The sequence below is a fragment of the Rhizobium sp. No.120 genome, assembly GCF_054558365.1.
Genome location: NZ_BAAJNQ010000007.1, coordinates 61,332 through 75,473 on the forward strand (window position 1 = coordinate 61,332; position 14,142 = coordinate 75,473).

The 14,142-nt window shown below is 60.5% G+C and carries 17 protein-coding genes; 6 read left to right on the top strand and 11 right to left on the bottom strand.

The window, feature by feature from the left end; all coding sequences use genetic code 11:
- Positions 1 to 44: 44 nt before the first annotated feature.
- From ACYJRZ_RS19855 to ACYJRZ_RS19865, 3 genes are all read right to left on the bottom strand, one after another.
- Positions 45 to 167: a hypothetical protein gene (locus ACYJRZ_RS19855; RefSeq protein ID WP_280117190.1), complete on the bottom strand. Its 123-nt coding sequence runs from the start codon at positions 165 to 167 to the stop codon at positions 45 to 47.
- A gap of 81 nt (positions 168 to 248) precedes the next feature.
- Complete coding sequence (locus ACYJRZ_RS19860; protein WP_459461786.1) at positions 249 to 1,127, bottom strand: amino acid ABC transporter permease; 879 nt, start codon at positions 1,125 to 1,127, stop codon at positions 249 to 251.
- 34 nt (positions 1,128 to 1,161) lie between these two features.
- Positions 1,162 to 1,959, bottom strand: a complete 798-nt coding sequence (locus ACYJRZ_RS19865) for a transporter substrate-binding domain-containing protein (RefSeq protein ID WP_095433022.1) — start codon at positions 1,957 to 1,959, stop codon at positions 1,162 to 1,164.
- A gap of 21 nt (positions 1,960 to 1,980) precedes the next feature.
- Here ACYJRZ_RS19865 and ACYJRZ_RS19870 point away from each other — a divergent pair, with 21 nt between their 5' ends.
- Positions 1,981 to 2,175, top strand: a complete 195-nt coding sequence (locus ACYJRZ_RS19870) for a hypothetical protein (protein ID WP_459461788.1) — start codon at positions 1,981 to 1,983, stop codon at positions 2,173 to 2,175.
- Between the two features lie 106 nt (positions 2,176 to 2,281).
- Here ACYJRZ_RS19870 and rplS read toward each other — a convergent pair whose 3' ends face one another.
- Positions 2,282 to 2,818, bottom strand: coding sequence for a 50S ribosomal protein L19 (gene rplS / locus ACYJRZ_RS19875; RefSeq protein ID WP_459461790.1), 537 nt, complete (start codon positions 2,816 to 2,818; stop codon positions 2,282 to 2,284).
- Positions 2,819 to 3,060: 242 nt separating this feature from the next.
- Positions 3,061 to 3,846, bottom strand: a complete 786-nt coding sequence (locus ACYJRZ_RS19880) for an alpha/beta fold hydrolase (protein WP_459461792.1) — start codon at positions 3,844 to 3,846, stop codon at positions 3,061 to 3,063.
- A 96-nt stretch (positions 3,847 to 3,942) separates the two neighbouring features.
- Here ACYJRZ_RS19880 and ACYJRZ_RS19885 point away from each other — a divergent pair, with 96 nt between their 5' ends.
- The gene (locus ACYJRZ_RS19885) at positions 3,943 to 4,833 is read left to right on the top strand and encodes a LysR family transcriptional regulator (RefSeq protein WP_459461794.1); all 891 of its coding nucleotides are present in this window, start codon (positions 3,943 to 3,945) and stop codon (positions 4,831 to 4,833) included.
- A gap of 78 nt (positions 4,834 to 4,911) precedes the next feature.
- On the opposite strand, the gene trmD is transcribed toward ACYJRZ_RS19885, so the two are convergent.
- From trmD to ffh, 5 genes are all read right to left on the bottom strand, one after another.
- Complete coding sequence (trmD, locus tag ACYJRZ_RS19890; protein ID WP_459461796.1) at positions 4,912 to 5,595, bottom strand: tRNA (guanosine(37)-N1)-methyltransferase TrmD; 684 nt, start codon at positions 5,593 to 5,595, stop codon at positions 4,912 to 4,914.
- Between the two features lie 40 nt (positions 5,596 to 5,635).
- Complete coding sequence (gene rimM, locus ACYJRZ_RS19895; protein WP_459461798.1) at positions 5,636 to 6,217, bottom strand: ribosome maturation factor RimM; 582 nt, start codon at positions 6,215 to 6,217, stop codon at positions 5,636 to 5,638.
- Positions 6,218 to 6,399: 182 nt separating this feature from the next.
- The gene (gene rpsP, locus ACYJRZ_RS19900; RefSeq protein WP_069614776.1) at positions 6,400 to 6,759 is read right to left on the bottom strand and encodes a 30S ribosomal protein S16; all 360 of its coding nucleotides are present in this window, start codon (positions 6,757 to 6,759) and stop codon (positions 6,400 to 6,402) included.
- Between the two features lie 126 nt (positions 6,760 to 6,885).
- Positions 6,886 to 7,188, bottom strand: a complete 303-nt coding sequence (locus ACYJRZ_RS19905) for a chorismate mutase (protein ID WP_092717298.1) — start codon at positions 7,186 to 7,188, stop codon at positions 6,886 to 6,888.
- A gap of 18 nt (positions 7,189 to 7,206) precedes the next feature.
- Positions 7,207 to 8,766: a signal recognition particle protein gene (gene ffh, locus ACYJRZ_RS19910; protein WP_459461800.1), complete on the bottom strand. Its 1,560-nt coding sequence runs from the start codon at positions 8,764 to 8,766 to the stop codon at positions 7,207 to 7,209.
- 377 nt (positions 8,767 to 9,143) lie between these two features.
- On the opposite strand from ffh, the gene ACYJRZ_RS19915 reads away from it, so the two are divergent.
- Both ACYJRZ_RS19915 and ACYJRZ_RS19920 read left to right on the top strand, forming a co-directional pair.
- On the top strand, positions 9,144 to 10,133 hold the full coding sequence (locus tag ACYJRZ_RS19915; RefSeq protein WP_459461802.1) for a hypothetical protein: 990 nt from the start codon (positions 9,144 to 9,146) through the stop codon (positions 10,131 to 10,133).
- On the top strand, positions 10,130 to 11,146 hold the full coding sequence (locus ACYJRZ_RS19920) for an MBL fold metallo-hydrolase (RefSeq protein ID WP_459461804.1): 1,017 nt from the start codon (positions 10,130 to 10,132) through the stop codon (positions 11,144 to 11,146). The genes ACYJRZ_RS19915 and ACYJRZ_RS19920 overlap by 4 nt, the downstream gene beginning before the upstream one ends.
- Before the next feature lie 81 nt (positions 11,147 to 11,227).
- Here the strand turns inward: ACYJRZ_RS19920 and ACYJRZ_RS19925 are convergent, their stop codons facing one another.
- Entirely contained in the window at positions 11,228 to 11,671 is a 444-nt protein-coding gene (locus ACYJRZ_RS19925; RefSeq protein WP_459461806.1) for an SRPBCC family protein, read from the bottom strand.
- Between the two features lie 276 nt (positions 11,672 to 11,947).
- On the opposite strand from ACYJRZ_RS19925, the gene dapF reads away from it, so the two are divergent.
- Positions 11,948 to 12,853: a diaminopimelate epimerase gene (gene dapF / locus ACYJRZ_RS19930; RefSeq protein WP_459461807.1), complete on the top strand. Its 906-nt coding sequence runs from the start codon at positions 11,948 to 11,950 to the stop codon at positions 12,851 to 12,853.
- A complete protein-coding gene (gene mtaB / locus ACYJRZ_RS19935) occupies positions 12,850 to 14,124 on the top strand; it encodes a tRNA (N(6)-L-threonylcarbamoyladenosine(37)-C(2))-methylthiotransferase MtaB (RefSeq protein WP_459461809.1) in 1,275 nt (424 codons plus the stop codon). Before dapF ends, mtaB begins: the two co-directional genes overlap by 4 nt.
- The last annotated feature ends 18 nt before the right edge of the window (positions 14,125 to 14,142 follow it).

Consider the following 14,142-nt stretch of genomic DNA (forward strand, 5'->3'; position numbering starts at 1 on the left):
GAAGATGGGGGTTGACGGATCAGGACCGCCGGCCTCGGGTGTGATCAGCGAAGTCGGCTGTTGAGCGCGCCCGAAATCATCGCAAAGAAACGTGCCGGCAGGCGCTTATGGTCCTGCAGCACGAAAGCCGTGACGTATCGTCCGTCTTTGCTCATGATCTTACTCATGGCCATGCTCATATCAATTTTCAAAACCTTCGGCAATGGCGACGATAGGCCGTGTCGGTACGGTGACGATCTCGATATCGATCACATCTGCGCGCCTGGCGGCTGGCTCGCCGCTAGGCGGGGGAAGGCGGAGCGGTCGCTGCCGGAGCGGCGGCGCATCCAGGCTTCGAGTTGCCTGAGCAGCAGCGACAGGCCGATCGTCAGCAGCAGGTAGATGAAGGCGAGGATCGACAGCGTTTCGAAGTAGCGGAAATTGGTCGAGTAATAGAGCTTGGCGAGCTGGCTGATATCGGCGACGCCCAGTACGGACACCAGCGAACTGTCCTTCACCATGGCGATGAAATCGTTCGACAGCGGCGGCAGGATGACGCGGATTGCCTGCGGAAAGACGACGAGGCGGAAGCGCTGAAAGCGGCTGAGGCCCAGCGCCTTTGCCGCTTCGATCTGGCCCTGGTCCACCGCCTGGATGCCGGCGCGGAAGATTTCGGCGATGAAGGAGGAATAGGCGATGGTCAGTGCGATAATCGTGCGCCAGACGAAGGGCACGTCGCGGGTGACAAGCGGGCTTGCCCAGCCGGCGGAGGCTAGCGGGGACGTTGCGAAGTTATAGACGGCGACGAAGGCTGGCGTACCGACGAATGCGATGTAGGAAAGCAGCACCAGTATCGGGATGCCGCGCACGATCTCGATATAGAAGCGCGCCATCTGTCTGAGCACGAGGAAATCCGACAGGCCGAGCAGCGCCAGCGCCAGGCCGAGCAGCATGGCCAGCGTAAAGGCAACTAGCGTCACGAAGACCGTGACGCCGATGCCATTCAGCAGAAGGGAGAAAATCTGGGCATAGAGGCCGTTCGCCGCAATTGCGAATGAGGCGACGATGCCGAGGATAGCGAGGGCGACCAGCCACCAGGGAAAGTCATCCTTGCCGCTGTGCCCGCCCGGGCCTGCCAAAGGCGCCATTAGAGCGGGCTTCCAATATATCGGTCTTCAGAATTCATTGGCCCATCTTGTAGTCGAGGAACCACTTCTTGTTCAGCGCGTCGAGCGTGCCGTCGGCCTTGAGGCTGGCGATGGCGGCATTGATCGGAGCGACGAGATCGGAGCCCTTCTGGAAGATGAAGCCGAAATCCTCGGTGCCGAGCGGGCCGCCGACCAGCTTTAACCCGCCGTTGGAAGCGTCGACGTAGCCCTTGCCGGCCGTGCCATCGGTCAGCACCATGTCGACGTCTCCGGTCTTCAGCGCTTGCACTGTCGCGCCGAAGGTTTCGAAGGTCTTGATGCGCGGGTTCTGCTCGTTGCCGTCTAGGACTTCATAGACGGCGGTGTAGAAGGGCGTCGTGCCCGGCTGCGCGCCGATCAGGGCCTCCTTGACGGCGGCGAAGCTCTTGGCATCGGTGAAGCGCTTCTCGTCGCCACGCACGAGCATGAACTGCTGCGAGCGCATATAGGGATCAGAGAAATCGACCTTCTGCTTGCGGTCTTCCTTGATGGTGATGCCGGTCATGCCGATGTTGTACTGGCCTTCGGAAACGGCCTGGATCATCGCGTCCCAGCTGGTGTTCTGGTACTCGACCTTGAAGTTCAGGCGCTTGGCGATCTCGTTCATCGCGTCATATTCCCAGCCGATCGCCTTGTTCGTCTTCGGGTCGATGAACTGCAGCGGCGGATAGGCATTCTCGGTGACGACGACGACGGTCTTGCCGTTCAGGTTCGGCAGGTCCGCGGCGAAGGCAGCGAAAGGTGCAAGCACGAGGGCACCAAGGCCCAGAAGGAACGAACGACGGAATGCCATAAAAATCTCCCCGATTAGAGCATGATGCCGAAAAGTGTCAGCGGTTTTCGGACGACAACATGCTCTCCCTATTTGATTCTGGCGCGGATTCAGATTTCAGGTCGATTCGACCTGAAATCATCCGACGCCAGGCTGGCGGAAAACTGTCATATTTGGAAAGTGAATGGCAAGGCCATTGCCATGGCTGCGATCATAAAAATGGAAAAGCAACTCTAAGCGGGGAGCTGGCGGAGAAAATTTCTTTCCTGTGGGCGTGAGCCGGACAGCAAAAAGGCGACCCGAGGGCCGCCTTCAAGCTTAGCGATCCCAAGTGGATCGAAACTTATTCTGCTGCCGGCTCGGCTGCAGCAGCAGCTTCTGCAGCTGCCTTTGCTTCTGCGGCTTCGGCTGCTGCCTTCTCGGCTGCGAGAGCCTGAGCGGCTGCAACCTTCTCGGCGTCGATGCGTGCCTTCTCATCGGCCAGAGCCTGGCGCTCGGCATCGTTGAGCTTGCGGGCGCGAGTGCCAGTGTTTTCGACGATACGGGCAGCCTTACCGCGCAGGTCGCGCAGGTAGTAGAGCTTGGCGCGACGGACCTTACCGCGGCGAACGACTTCGACGCTTTCGATCATCGGCGAGTAAACCGGGAATACGCGCTCCACGCCTTCGCCGTAGGAGATCTTGCGAACGGTGAAGTTTTCCTGCAGGCCGCCGCCGGAGCGAGCGATGCAAACGCCTTCATAGGCCTGAACGCGGGTACGGTTGCCTTCCGTGACCTTCACGTTGACGCGAACGGTGTCGCCAGCGGAAAATTCGGGAAGGGTGCGCTTGGCTTCGATCTTGGCAGCCTGTTCGGCTTCCAACTGCTGAATGATGTTCATGTTATCAACCTCGTTGTTGGTTCAACAGCCAGAGCGCTCATCATTCTATCTTTGATCGGACCCGGAGATCTCGCCTCGGATATATGCCCGTTCAGGCAGGAGCGAATACGTCTGCTCTTCTTTGCTGGTTGATGGGAAATTTCCCATGCCGAGCGCGCACATACCCTATTGTCACGCGTTTGTCACCCCTTGATTTCAAAAGCCTAACGATCCTGTACTGTGGCGAGCTTCTGCGCAGCAGTCTAGACAACGAGGCTTGAAGCGAAACGGCGGATCGCCTGGGAAACCTCCGCGGGACCCTCCAAGGGTGCGAGGTGTCCGAGTCCCGGCAGGACGTCGAAAATCGCCTGAGGAATGGTTTTCGGCACCTCTTGCCTCAATCTTCCCACCGTCTCCACGATGTCGTCGGAACCAACGATGACGGTGGTCGGAACGGAGATTCGCCGGGTCGAAGAAGAGATGTCTGCCACCATTCCTTCGTGCACCCAGGTCGCTTTTGCCTCGGCTGTGCCGCTGAGCGTGTCCTCGATCACCTGTTTACGGAGTTCTTCATCCAGCTGCCTTCTCGATAGGATACTGAGCGCCGCCTCGATGCCCTCCCGGCTTTGATAGCTGTCGAACATCATTTGACGCTGCGCCTCCGAAACAGGTAATGCGCTCGCGGGAGCCGGGGCCAAAAGCGCAAGGCCTAGCAATCCCTCCGGTTGCTCGGACGCGATGAGTTGAGCGACTTTGCCTCCCATCGAGTGGCCGACGAGAATGTAACTCTTCAGTCCCAAGCCCTGCATGAGCGCCAAGGTGTCGGAAGCGTAGGAGGAGAGAGAGAAATCACCTTCCTTAGACGAGCGGCCCCAACCTCGCTGGTCGAAGGCAATGCTGCGGAAATCGCCCGCCAACAGCCGCATGACCGGCAGATAGGTCCTGCTCGTGCCGCCCCAATAGTGAAGAAATACAAGTGTCGTTCCATCTCCACTTTCCTCGACGACATTGAGATTGGCACCGCGAATTTTGATGGAATAGTTTTTCATGCTTCGTCCTCTGTTTCTGATGAAGACAACATGCCAAACGAAGCGATATCTGATAATTCTTCGGCTATTTATTACATTCAGAATTGGGATTTCGGAATGTCTCTCGATACACTGACGAGTATGTCGGTCTTTCGCCAGATGGTGGAGCGCGGCAGCATAACGGCGGCTGCGCAGTTTTGCGGGATGTCGGCGGAGATGGCGGGCCATCACCTGAGGTCGTTGGAAGCGAGGCTTGGCGTCCGTCTCATCAATCGCACGACGCGCCGCTTGCATGTTACAGAAGCAGGGCAGGCCTACTACCGCCGCTGCGTAGCTGTTCTGGAGGAAGTGGCGCTGGCCGATGCCGAAGCAGGTCAAAGGCAATCCTCTCCGAGTGGCATGCTCAAAATCGCAGCCCCACTGGCTTTCGGGACGGCGTTGCTGTCCGAGCCGATTGCAGTGTTCATCGAAGAGAACCCCTCTGTATCGGTCGAGCTCAGTCTTTCCGAGCGAAACGTCAGCCTCATCGAGGAGGGTTATGATGTGGCCCTAAGATTGGGAGACCTGCAGGAATCCGGGCTGATTGCCCGACGCCTCTCGGCTTTCCCCCTGATTCCGGTCGCATCGGAGGCCTATCTCGCGCAGCATTCTCCGATCTCCGCTCCATGGGATATCGCGGACCATCAGGTCCTGATCTATACGCAGACCGCCAATCCAAGGAGTTGGCGGTTCAATGATGCTGCTGGACATCATGTAGACGTCTCGCTGACTGGCAGGATCGCAGCATCCGATGTCGAATTCTTGCTACGCTTGGCACTGCGCGGGGCTGGCCTGCTTTTGGCGCCCTCCTTCGTTGTAGCGGACTATCTGGTGAGGAAAGAACTCGTCGCGATCCTTCCTGAGTGGAGTATGCGAACGCTTCCATTGAGTCTGGTGCTGCCTCATCGAACGCTGATACCCGCGACGGTGCGCAGTCTTTCAGACTTTCTCTCAAGCTGGTTCAGATAGATCGGATCTGGCCGGCTCTTAGAGCCAGTCGGGTTGCGTTAGCCAAACGCTTCCCGGCCTTATATGGCATTTACTTGCTCAACTATTGTCCAGCAAATCCGGCCGCCGCTCTTTCGTCAGCTTCTCCGCCTGCTCCCTCTGCCATTTGGCGATGGCCCCGTGGTTGCCGGATGTCAGTACCGTAGGGATTTCGCGGCCTTCCCATACCTGTGGCCTTGTGTATTGCGGATGCTCCAGCAGGCCGCCTTCGAAGCTCTCGTGCAGACCGGAGAGGTCGTTGCCCATGACGCCGGGAAGGATGCGGACGATCGCATCGAGCAGGATGAGAGCAGCCGGCTCGCCGCCCGAAAGGATATAGTCGCCGATCGAGACCTCCTCGAGGCCGCGGCCGTCGATGACGCGCTGGTCGACGCCTTCGAAGCGGCCGCAGATGATGATGACGCCGTCGCCGCTTGCAAGCTCACGCACGCGCTTTTGCGTCAGCGGCTTGCCGCGAGGGCTCATCAGCAGGCGGGGGCGGCTGTCGTTTTCGCTGGCATGGTCGATGGCGCGGGCAAGCACATCCGGTTTCAGCACCATGCCGGCGCCGCCGCCGGCCGGCGTGTCGTCGACGGTGCGGTGCTTATCGGTCGCGAAATCACGGATCTGCACGGTGTCCAGAGACCATTGCCCGCGTTCCATTGCCTTGGCGGCAAGGGACGTGCCGAGATGGCCGGGGAACATCTCGGGATAAAGCGTCAGTATGGTCGCCCGGAAACTCATGGCGCAATCACTTCCTAAGGAGGGCACTTCCCTATAAGGGTTACTTCTTCGTCTTGCCTTGGGGCTTTTCCGGCTTTGCCGGCTTGCCGATAAGATCGTCGGGGTTATCGATTAGGCCGGCGGCCAGCGGATCGATCAGGATCTTGCCTCCCTCGAGATCGATTTCGAGCACCGCGGCTTCGGAAAAGGGGATCAGCACCGGGCGCTTGCCCGGCCCCTTCAGTTCCAGCAAGTCGCCGGCGCCGAAATCATAGATGCCGCTGACGGTGCCGTAGCCGGTGCCCTGGTCGTCGACGGCTTCCAGCCCTTCGAGATCGGTGTAGAAGAATTCGTCGTCGTCGAGCTCGTCATCCGGCAGGTTATCGCGCTCGATATAGAGCTCCAACCCGTTCAACGCCTCGGCAGCATTGCGGTCGTTGATGCCGCGAAAGCGCACGATCACGACGTTCTTGGCCTCACGGATTTCCAGAACTTCGAAGCTGCGGCCATCCATGCTGTGCAGGTGGCCGTAATCGCCAAGCGCGGTCGGATCGGATGTATAGGCGCGGGCACGCACTTCGCCTCTCAAGCCCTGTGCAGCGCCGATCGTGGCCATCAATACCGGATTTTGCAGTTTCGTCATGGTCTCTTCGCCGATTGCCGGGATTATGCAGCAGATCCAAAATGCTACAGCGACCTTTGTTCACCCCATGTGACGCGCGGCGCTGTCGTTGGTTCTCTCATAGGCTGAACATTTGCCGATGGGAAACAAAAAACGGGCGGCATGTCGCCATGCCGCCCGTTTTCAATCAATGCGGGGTCCGATTACTCGGAAGCAGCAGCGGCGTCAGCAGCCTTCTGTGCCTTTTCGGCAGCGCGCTCCTGAGCCTTCTTGCCCGGCTTTGCCTTTTCCGGGTTGTTCTTGGCTTCACGCTTTGCGATGCCGGCTTCGTTGAGGAAGCGCAGAACGCGGTCGGTCGGTTGTGCGCCGTGGTCGAGCCAATGCTTGATGCGTTCGACCTTCAGTTCAACGCGCTTGGCGTCGTCCTTGGCAAGCATCGGGTTCCAGGAGCCGAGGGTCTCCAGGAAACGGCCGTCGCGCGGCGAGCGAGCGTCGGCAACAACAACGTGGTAGTACGGGCGCTTCTTGGAGCCACCGCGGGCGAGACGAATTTTCAGTGCCATGTTCATTCTCCTTAGGCTTTTCTTGACCGCTTCGTTGTGCGGTATGGTTACGTCGCGCTGCTTTTTTCTTGCTGCGTGATCCCCGTCGAAAACGTCCTGCGTCCTTCGGGATCATGCGGCCAGGGGTTACCCTTTGAAATCCGCAGCGATCTGTTCATGATGCCGGATGACTTCCTTGATGACGAAGTTCAGGAACTTCTCGGCGAAATCCGGGTCCAGATTGGCGTCTTTTGCCAGGCGGCGCAGACGCTCGATCTGAAATTCTTCGCGCGCCGGGTCGGCCGGCGGCAGGTCGTACTTGGCCTTCAGCACGCCGACCTCTTTGGTGCAGCGGAAACGTTCAGCCAGCATGTGCACCAGTGCGGCATCGATATTGTCGATCGACTGGCGGTAGTTGCCCAATTGGGCTTTTACGTCTGGATCAATCATGGGGGTCAACGATCCTTCTCACTTCTTCTTCGGCAAACCGGGAAGGCCCGGGAAACCACCGCCAAGGCCCGGCAGCTTGGCGCCGCCGAGGCCCAGACCCGGCAAGCCACCCGGCAGACCGCCGGGACGGCCGAGGCCGGCGGCTTCGGCCTGCTTCTGCAGGGCTTCGAGCTGCTTGGGATCCATGTTCGACAAGTCGGGCATGCCGCCCATACCGCCGCCGAGACCCATCTTGCCGGCAAGGCCGCCCATCAGCTGCTTCATCATGCCGCCTTTGCCCTTGCCGCCCATCATCTTCATCATGTCGGCCATCTGACGGTGCATCTTCAGAAGCTTGTTGATGTCGGAGGCATCGGTGCCGGAGCCGGCGGCGATACGCTTCTTGCGGGAATGCTTGAGGAGATCCGGATTGGCCCGCTCGGCCCTGGTCATCGAGGAGATGATGGCGAGCTGGCGCTTGAACAGGCGGTCGTCGAGGCCGGCGGCCGCCATCTTGTCCTTCATGCCGGACATGCCGGGCATCAGGCCCATAATGCCGCCCATGCCGCCCATCTTCTGCATCTGCTGGAGCTGATCGGCGAGATCGTTAAGGTCGAACTTGCCCTTGGCCATCTTGGCGGCCATGGCAGCCGCCTTCTCGGCGTCGATATTCTCGGCAGCCTTCTCGACGAGGGAGACGATGTCGCCCATGCCGAGGATGCGGTCGGCGATACGGCGGGGATGGAATTCCTCCAGCTCGCCCATCTTTTCGCCGACACCGATCAGCTTGATCGGCTTGCCGGTGACTGCGCGCATCGAAAGGGCCGCACCGCCGCGGCCATCGCCGTCCATGCGGGTCAGCACAAGGCCGGTGATCCCGACGCGTTCGTCGAAGTTGCGGGCGAGATTGACGGCGTCTTGACCGGTCAAGCTATCGGCGACCAGCAGTATTTCGTGCGGATTGGATTTCTTCTTGATATCCGCCATCTCGACCATGAGCGGCTCGTCGATATGCGTACGGCCGGCGGTGTCGAGGATGACGACGTCATGGCCGCCGAGCTTGGCGGCCTGCACGGCGCGTGCGGCAATATCGGTCGGCGACTGGCCGGCGATAATAGGCAGCGTGTCGATGCCCGTCTGCACGCCGAGCTGGCGCAGCTGCTCCTGCGCGGCCGGACGGCGCGTGTCGAGCGAGGCCATCAGGACCTTCTTGCGGTCGCGGCTCGTCAGGCGATTGGCGATCTTGGCCGTGGTCGTGGTCTTACCCGAGCCCTGCAGACCGACCATCATGACGACGACCGGGGCAGGCGCATTGAGATCGATACCCACGCCTTCGCCACCGAGCATCTCGATCAGCTCGTCATGGACGATCTTGACGACCATCTGGCCAGGCTTGATCGACTTCAGGATCTCGGCGCCAACGGCCTTTTCGCGAACGCGATCGGTAAAGGAGCGCACGACATCCAGCGCCACGTCGGCTTCGAGCAGCGCGCGGCGAACCTCGCGCAGTGCTGCGGAAACATCGGCTTCCGAAAGCGCGCCGCGGCCTGTCAGTCCATTCAGAATGGAACCAAGACGGTCCTGGAGGTTTTCAAACATCGTTTCTTCCTTATCGATCGCTTGGGATTTGGACTTGGCGCAAGTTTGCGCGGTTCCTCGCCCGAAAACGTCGTGCTTTTCCATGACGAAAACAAGACGCAAAGCCAAAAAGCACCCGAGGGCGCATCGCGCTGTCGGGTGTTGACCTCCGGGATCTCTTTATACCTTAATGGGTCCCGGTCGGTGGCTCGGAGGCTTGTGCTCGTCGCAGATTGCGGGCGATAAACAGGAAAAGGCCGGCAAAGTCAACCCAATGCGGCCGAAATGCCTGAAATGCACGGATGACATCACCATATGGATGTCGATTTGACCGTATCACCGCTTTCAAATTGTTGTATCGATCCCAGCCGTCAAGTGATTCCCCGAGACCGTTCCGAATGAATGATGCAGCCCTGACCGATCTTCTCGCTGCCTGTCGCGCTTACGCCGGTGGCCGGGTCGACACCCGTTTCAATGCGGCGGCGCAAGCCTTCTACGCGAGTGCCAAGGCCCAGCCGAAGATCGCCGCGCGGGCGGCGCGCGAGCTTAGCCGCTTGCCGCCACCAGGGGCCGCCGTTCTTGCCAATATGCTCGGGACCATCGTCGAGAAGGGCGGCGCGGTGGAGCGCAGCGGTCCGGCCGTCTGGGAACTCTATCTGGCGTGGCTGCCGCAGATCCATCGCGGCTTTGCCGGCCGCAAGGAGCTTAGCCCTCGGCAAAGGCAGCTGCTGGATGCCTTTCAGCTGCTCGGCCAATCGGCAGTTTCGCATCTTGCCGGCATGCCGCAGGAGCGCGCACTTGCCGCCGGCAACAAAGCGCTGATGGCGCAGCTTGCGGAGTTGCAGGATTATACGCCGGGTGCGGCCTGGGTCCGCCAGGTGCTTCTGAGCCGCAGCGACGAACTGCTGATGCTGCACCTGCCGAGCCGCCAGGGCTTTCGTCTGCGCTATGAGAATATCGTCAACGGCTTTCATCTGTTTACGCTCATCCAGGCAGCCCTCGGCGACAGATTGCCCGGCGGTCGTACGCCCAACCGGTTCATTATCGATATGGCACGCTGCGTGACCGTAGCAGAAGAGGGCAATGACGAGCCTTGGTGGCGCTATCAGACGGTGCGGCCGGATGAGGCAGGCCTTGCCGACATTTCCGGCGAAGCATCTGTCGAGACGATTTCGCGCATCGATGGCCGGCAGGTCATCCTGCTTTCGCCTGCGGTCGAAGGCGCAGCATTGTGGGACACGAGTTTCTTCACGCCGCAGCTATTCGCAATGCCGGCGAATGTCGTGCTCGAGGAGGCGCTGACGCGTTCTGAGGTCGAAGAATGGTTCGCCAAAGCGGGCTTTCCCGTTGGCGAGGCGACAGACGCGCAAGGGGTGGATAAGCCATGACAAGCTCATCGCGCTCGCCCAAGAAAAATCCCTATTATCAGGGTCCGGCCTCCGACCACTTTGATGGCCAACGTTTCTTCAATCCTGGTGGTGTCACTCCGGGCAATGCGTTCGATCTTTTGCGCTGGCAGCTCGGCGGCGGGCGGGTGCGCTGGCCCAATCCCGTCATCAGCGCCTTTCCGCCGGCCAAGCCCGACCGGCATGTCTTCGGCAATCAGATGCGGGTGACCATGGTCGGGCATGCGTCGATGCTGGTGCAGATTGCAGGACTGAACGTGCTGACTGACCCGGTCTGGTCGGAGCGGGTCAGTCCCTTCCGGTCCGTCGGGCCGAAGCGCGTGGTGCCGCCCGGCATCCGCTTCGAGGACCTGCCGCATGTCGATCTCGTGCTCGTCACGCACAATCACTACGACCATCTCGATCTCGAGACCCTTGCCCGCCTGCAGCAGGTGCACCGGCCAAAGATCGTCACGCCGCTCGGCAACGACACGATTATCCGCCGTGCCGTTCCCGATGCCGACATTACTGTTGTCGACTGGGGCGATAGCATCGCCCTCAGGGCCAGCGTGACGATCGATGTCGAGCCCTGTCATCACTGGTCGGCACGCGGCATGGGCGACCGACGCATGGCGCTCTGGGCCGCATTCGTGCTGACCACGCCAGCAGGCAAGATCTACCATGTCGGCGATACCGGCTTTCACGATGGCATCAATTATGAGGCTGCCCGGGAAAAACATGGCGGTTTCCGCCTCGCGATCTTGCCCTTCGGCGCCTATGAGCCGCGCTGGTTCATGAAGGGGCAGCACCAAAATCCGGAAGAAGCCGTGAGGGGCATGAAGCTCTGCAACGCGACCTATGTCGCCGGGCATCACTTCGCGACCTTCCAGCTGACGGACGAGGGCATCGATGCGCCCGTTCACGCGCTGGATGCGGCCTTGAAAGCCGAGGGTGTGGAGCCGGATCGGTTTCGTCCACTCAGGGCGGGGGAAGTTTTCGATGTGCCAGCTGTTTGAGGATTAGTGGCCGCTCATAGCAAAAGCCCTTCTCCTTGAAGGAAGAAGGGCTTTTGGCGACATTTGCTGCACGAGCAAGCCTTACTGCTTGATCTCAGGCTCAACCAGTTTCGCCAGATTGATCAGCGATTCCTGCCAGCCGAGATAGCAGGCTTCCGGCGGGATGACATCGGGGATGCCGGCCTGGGTGATGTTGACCTCGGTTCCGACGAGAACCTTCTTCAAGGTCACGGTCACTTCCATTTCGCCCGGCAGGTTCGGGTCGTCGAACTTGTCGGTATAGCGCACCAGCTCGCCGGGAACGAGTTCGCGGAAATCGCCGCCGAAGGAATGGCTCTCGCCCGTTGTGAAGTTGCGGAACGACATCTTGAACGTGCCGCCGACTTTTCCTTCAAAGTGATGCACGCTGCAGGCAAAGCCGTTCGGCGGCAGCCACTTGGCAAGTGCGTCGGCCTCGATAAATGCGCGATAGACCTTTTCCGGGCTAGTGGCCAGAACGCGGTGCAGGCGTATGGTGTTCGGCATGGTCATAATCCCTATGGTGTGACGGAGTGGACGAGCCTAGGACGTGGCAGCTTTTGGTAATCCGACATCGATAGATGATTTTTTCTCAAAATGAATTCCGTCAAGGTTTCTGGGTGAGGTCTTCGCTGTGGTCAAAGGACGAGCCTCCCGCCCTCGTGGTTCGAGACGGCCGGGAAAGCTCATCCAATTCTTAATAATACCGTCCTTCACGCACCACTGGTAATTCGCCCGCATTTCCGCCATATACAGCTCGAAAACACTGACGGACATGGCATCATGAGTAACACGGTCGAATTCGCGAGGATGAACGGGCTTGGCAACAAGATCCTTGTTATCGACATGCGCGGCCGCAATGATGTGGTGACGCCCGCTGCGGCGATTGCGCTCAATGCCGATCCGGCCACCCAGTTCGATCAGATCATGGCGATCCACGATCCGAAGCTGCAGGGCACCGATGCCTGGATCGATATCCTGAACTGCGACGGCACGAAGGCGCAGGCCTGCGGCAACGGCACGCGCTGCGTCGTGCAGGCGCTGGCGGCCGAAACCGGCAAAAAGGTGTTCACCTTCCAGACGGTCGCCGGCATCCTGAATGCCAAGGAGCATGAGGACGGCACGATATCTGTCGATATGGGCACGCCGGTCTTTGCCTGGGACAAGATCCCGCTTGCGGAGGAATTTGCCGATACCAGCCGCATCGAGCTGCAGATCGGGCCGATCGACAATCCCGTTCTGCATTCTCCTTCGGCGATGTCGATGGGTAATCCGCATGCGATCTTCTGGGTCGATAGGGATCCGATGTCCTTCGATCTCGATCGTTTCGGCCCGCTGCTTGAAAACCACCCGATGTTTCCCGAGCGCGCTAATATCACTCTGGCGCAGGTGCTGTCGCCGACCTCGCTGCGTACCCGCACCTGGGAGCGCGGCGCCGGCCTGACGCTTGCCTGCGGTTCCGCCGCCTGTTCCGCCGCCGTCAGTGCCGCACGCACCGGCCGCACCGGCCGCAATGTGACGATCGACGTCGCCTCCGCGCCTGCTCCCGGCAAGCTCACCATCGAATGGCTCGAGAGCAACGACCATGTGGTCATGACCGGGCCTGCCGAATGGGAATGGTCCGGCACCGTCGATCCGGTCACCGGCAGCTTCTCGCGCGATCCGGAGCAGGGGGCTCAGGCGCGGTGAGCGGGGTCGAGGTCATTACCTTCGGCTGCCGTCTCAACACCTATGAATCCGAAGTGATGAGGGCCGAGGCGGAGAAAGCCGGGCTCAACAATGCCATTCTGGTCAATACCTGTGCAGTGACGGGCGAAGCCGTGCGCCAGGCGCGGCAGGCAATCCGCCGTGCGCGGCGCGACAATCCGCATGCCCGCATCATCGTGACGGGCTGCGCCGCGCAGACCGAAAAGCAGACCTTCGCCGAAATGGCCGAAGTGGATGCCGTGCTCGGCAACGAGGAGAAGCTGAAGAGCGCTTCCTATCGTTCGCTGCCGGATTTCGGTGTGTCGGCCGAAGAGAAGCTGCGCGTCAACGACATCATGAGTGTGCGGGCGACTGCGCCGCAGATGATCCGCCATATCGATGGCCACGTGCGGGCTTTCATTCAAGTGCAGAACGGTTGCGACCATCGTTGCACCTTCTGCATCATTCCCTATGGCCGCGGCAATTCCCGATCGGTGCCGATGGGTGCCGTGGTCGATCAGGCGCGCAATCTCGTCGAGAGCGGCTATCGCGAGATCGTGCTGACCGGCGTCGATGCCACGAGCTATGGCGCCGACCTGCCAGCAACGCCGACGCTCGGCCTGCTTGCCAAGACGCTGCTGAAGCAGATCCCGGAGATCCACCGGTTGCGGCTTTCCTCCATCGACAGCATCGAGGCCGACCGGCACCTGATGGATCTCATCGCCGACGAGCCGCGCTTCATGCCGCATCTGCATCTGTCGCTGCAGCATGGAGATGACATGATCCTCAAGCGCATGAAGCGGCGGCACTCGCGCGCCGATGCTATGCGTTTCATCGAGGATGTGCGCCGTCTGCGTCCGGAGACGAGCTTCGGCGCCGATATGATCGCCGGCTTTCCGACCGAGACGGAAGAGATGTTCGCCAATGCCGTCGGACTTGCGCAAGAGGCCGGTATCGCGCATCTGCACGTCTTCCCTTATAGCCCGCGCCCCGGCACGCCCGCCGCCCGCATGCCGCAGCTCGATCGTGGCCTCATCAAAGACCGCGCCGCCCGCCTGCGCGAGGCCGGACAGAGATTGCATCAGGCGCATCTCGACAAGATGGTCGGCACGCGGCAATGGCTGCTTGTGGAGAATGGCGGGCTGGCGCATACGGAAAACTTCACGCTTGTCGCCGCTCCCGGCCTTCGCCCGCGCGACCTTGTGCAGGTCGCAATCACCGGCCACAATGGCAAGCACCTCGACATGCAACTTCTGGCCGCCGACGCGGCCTAATGCTTCAACGGACACTTC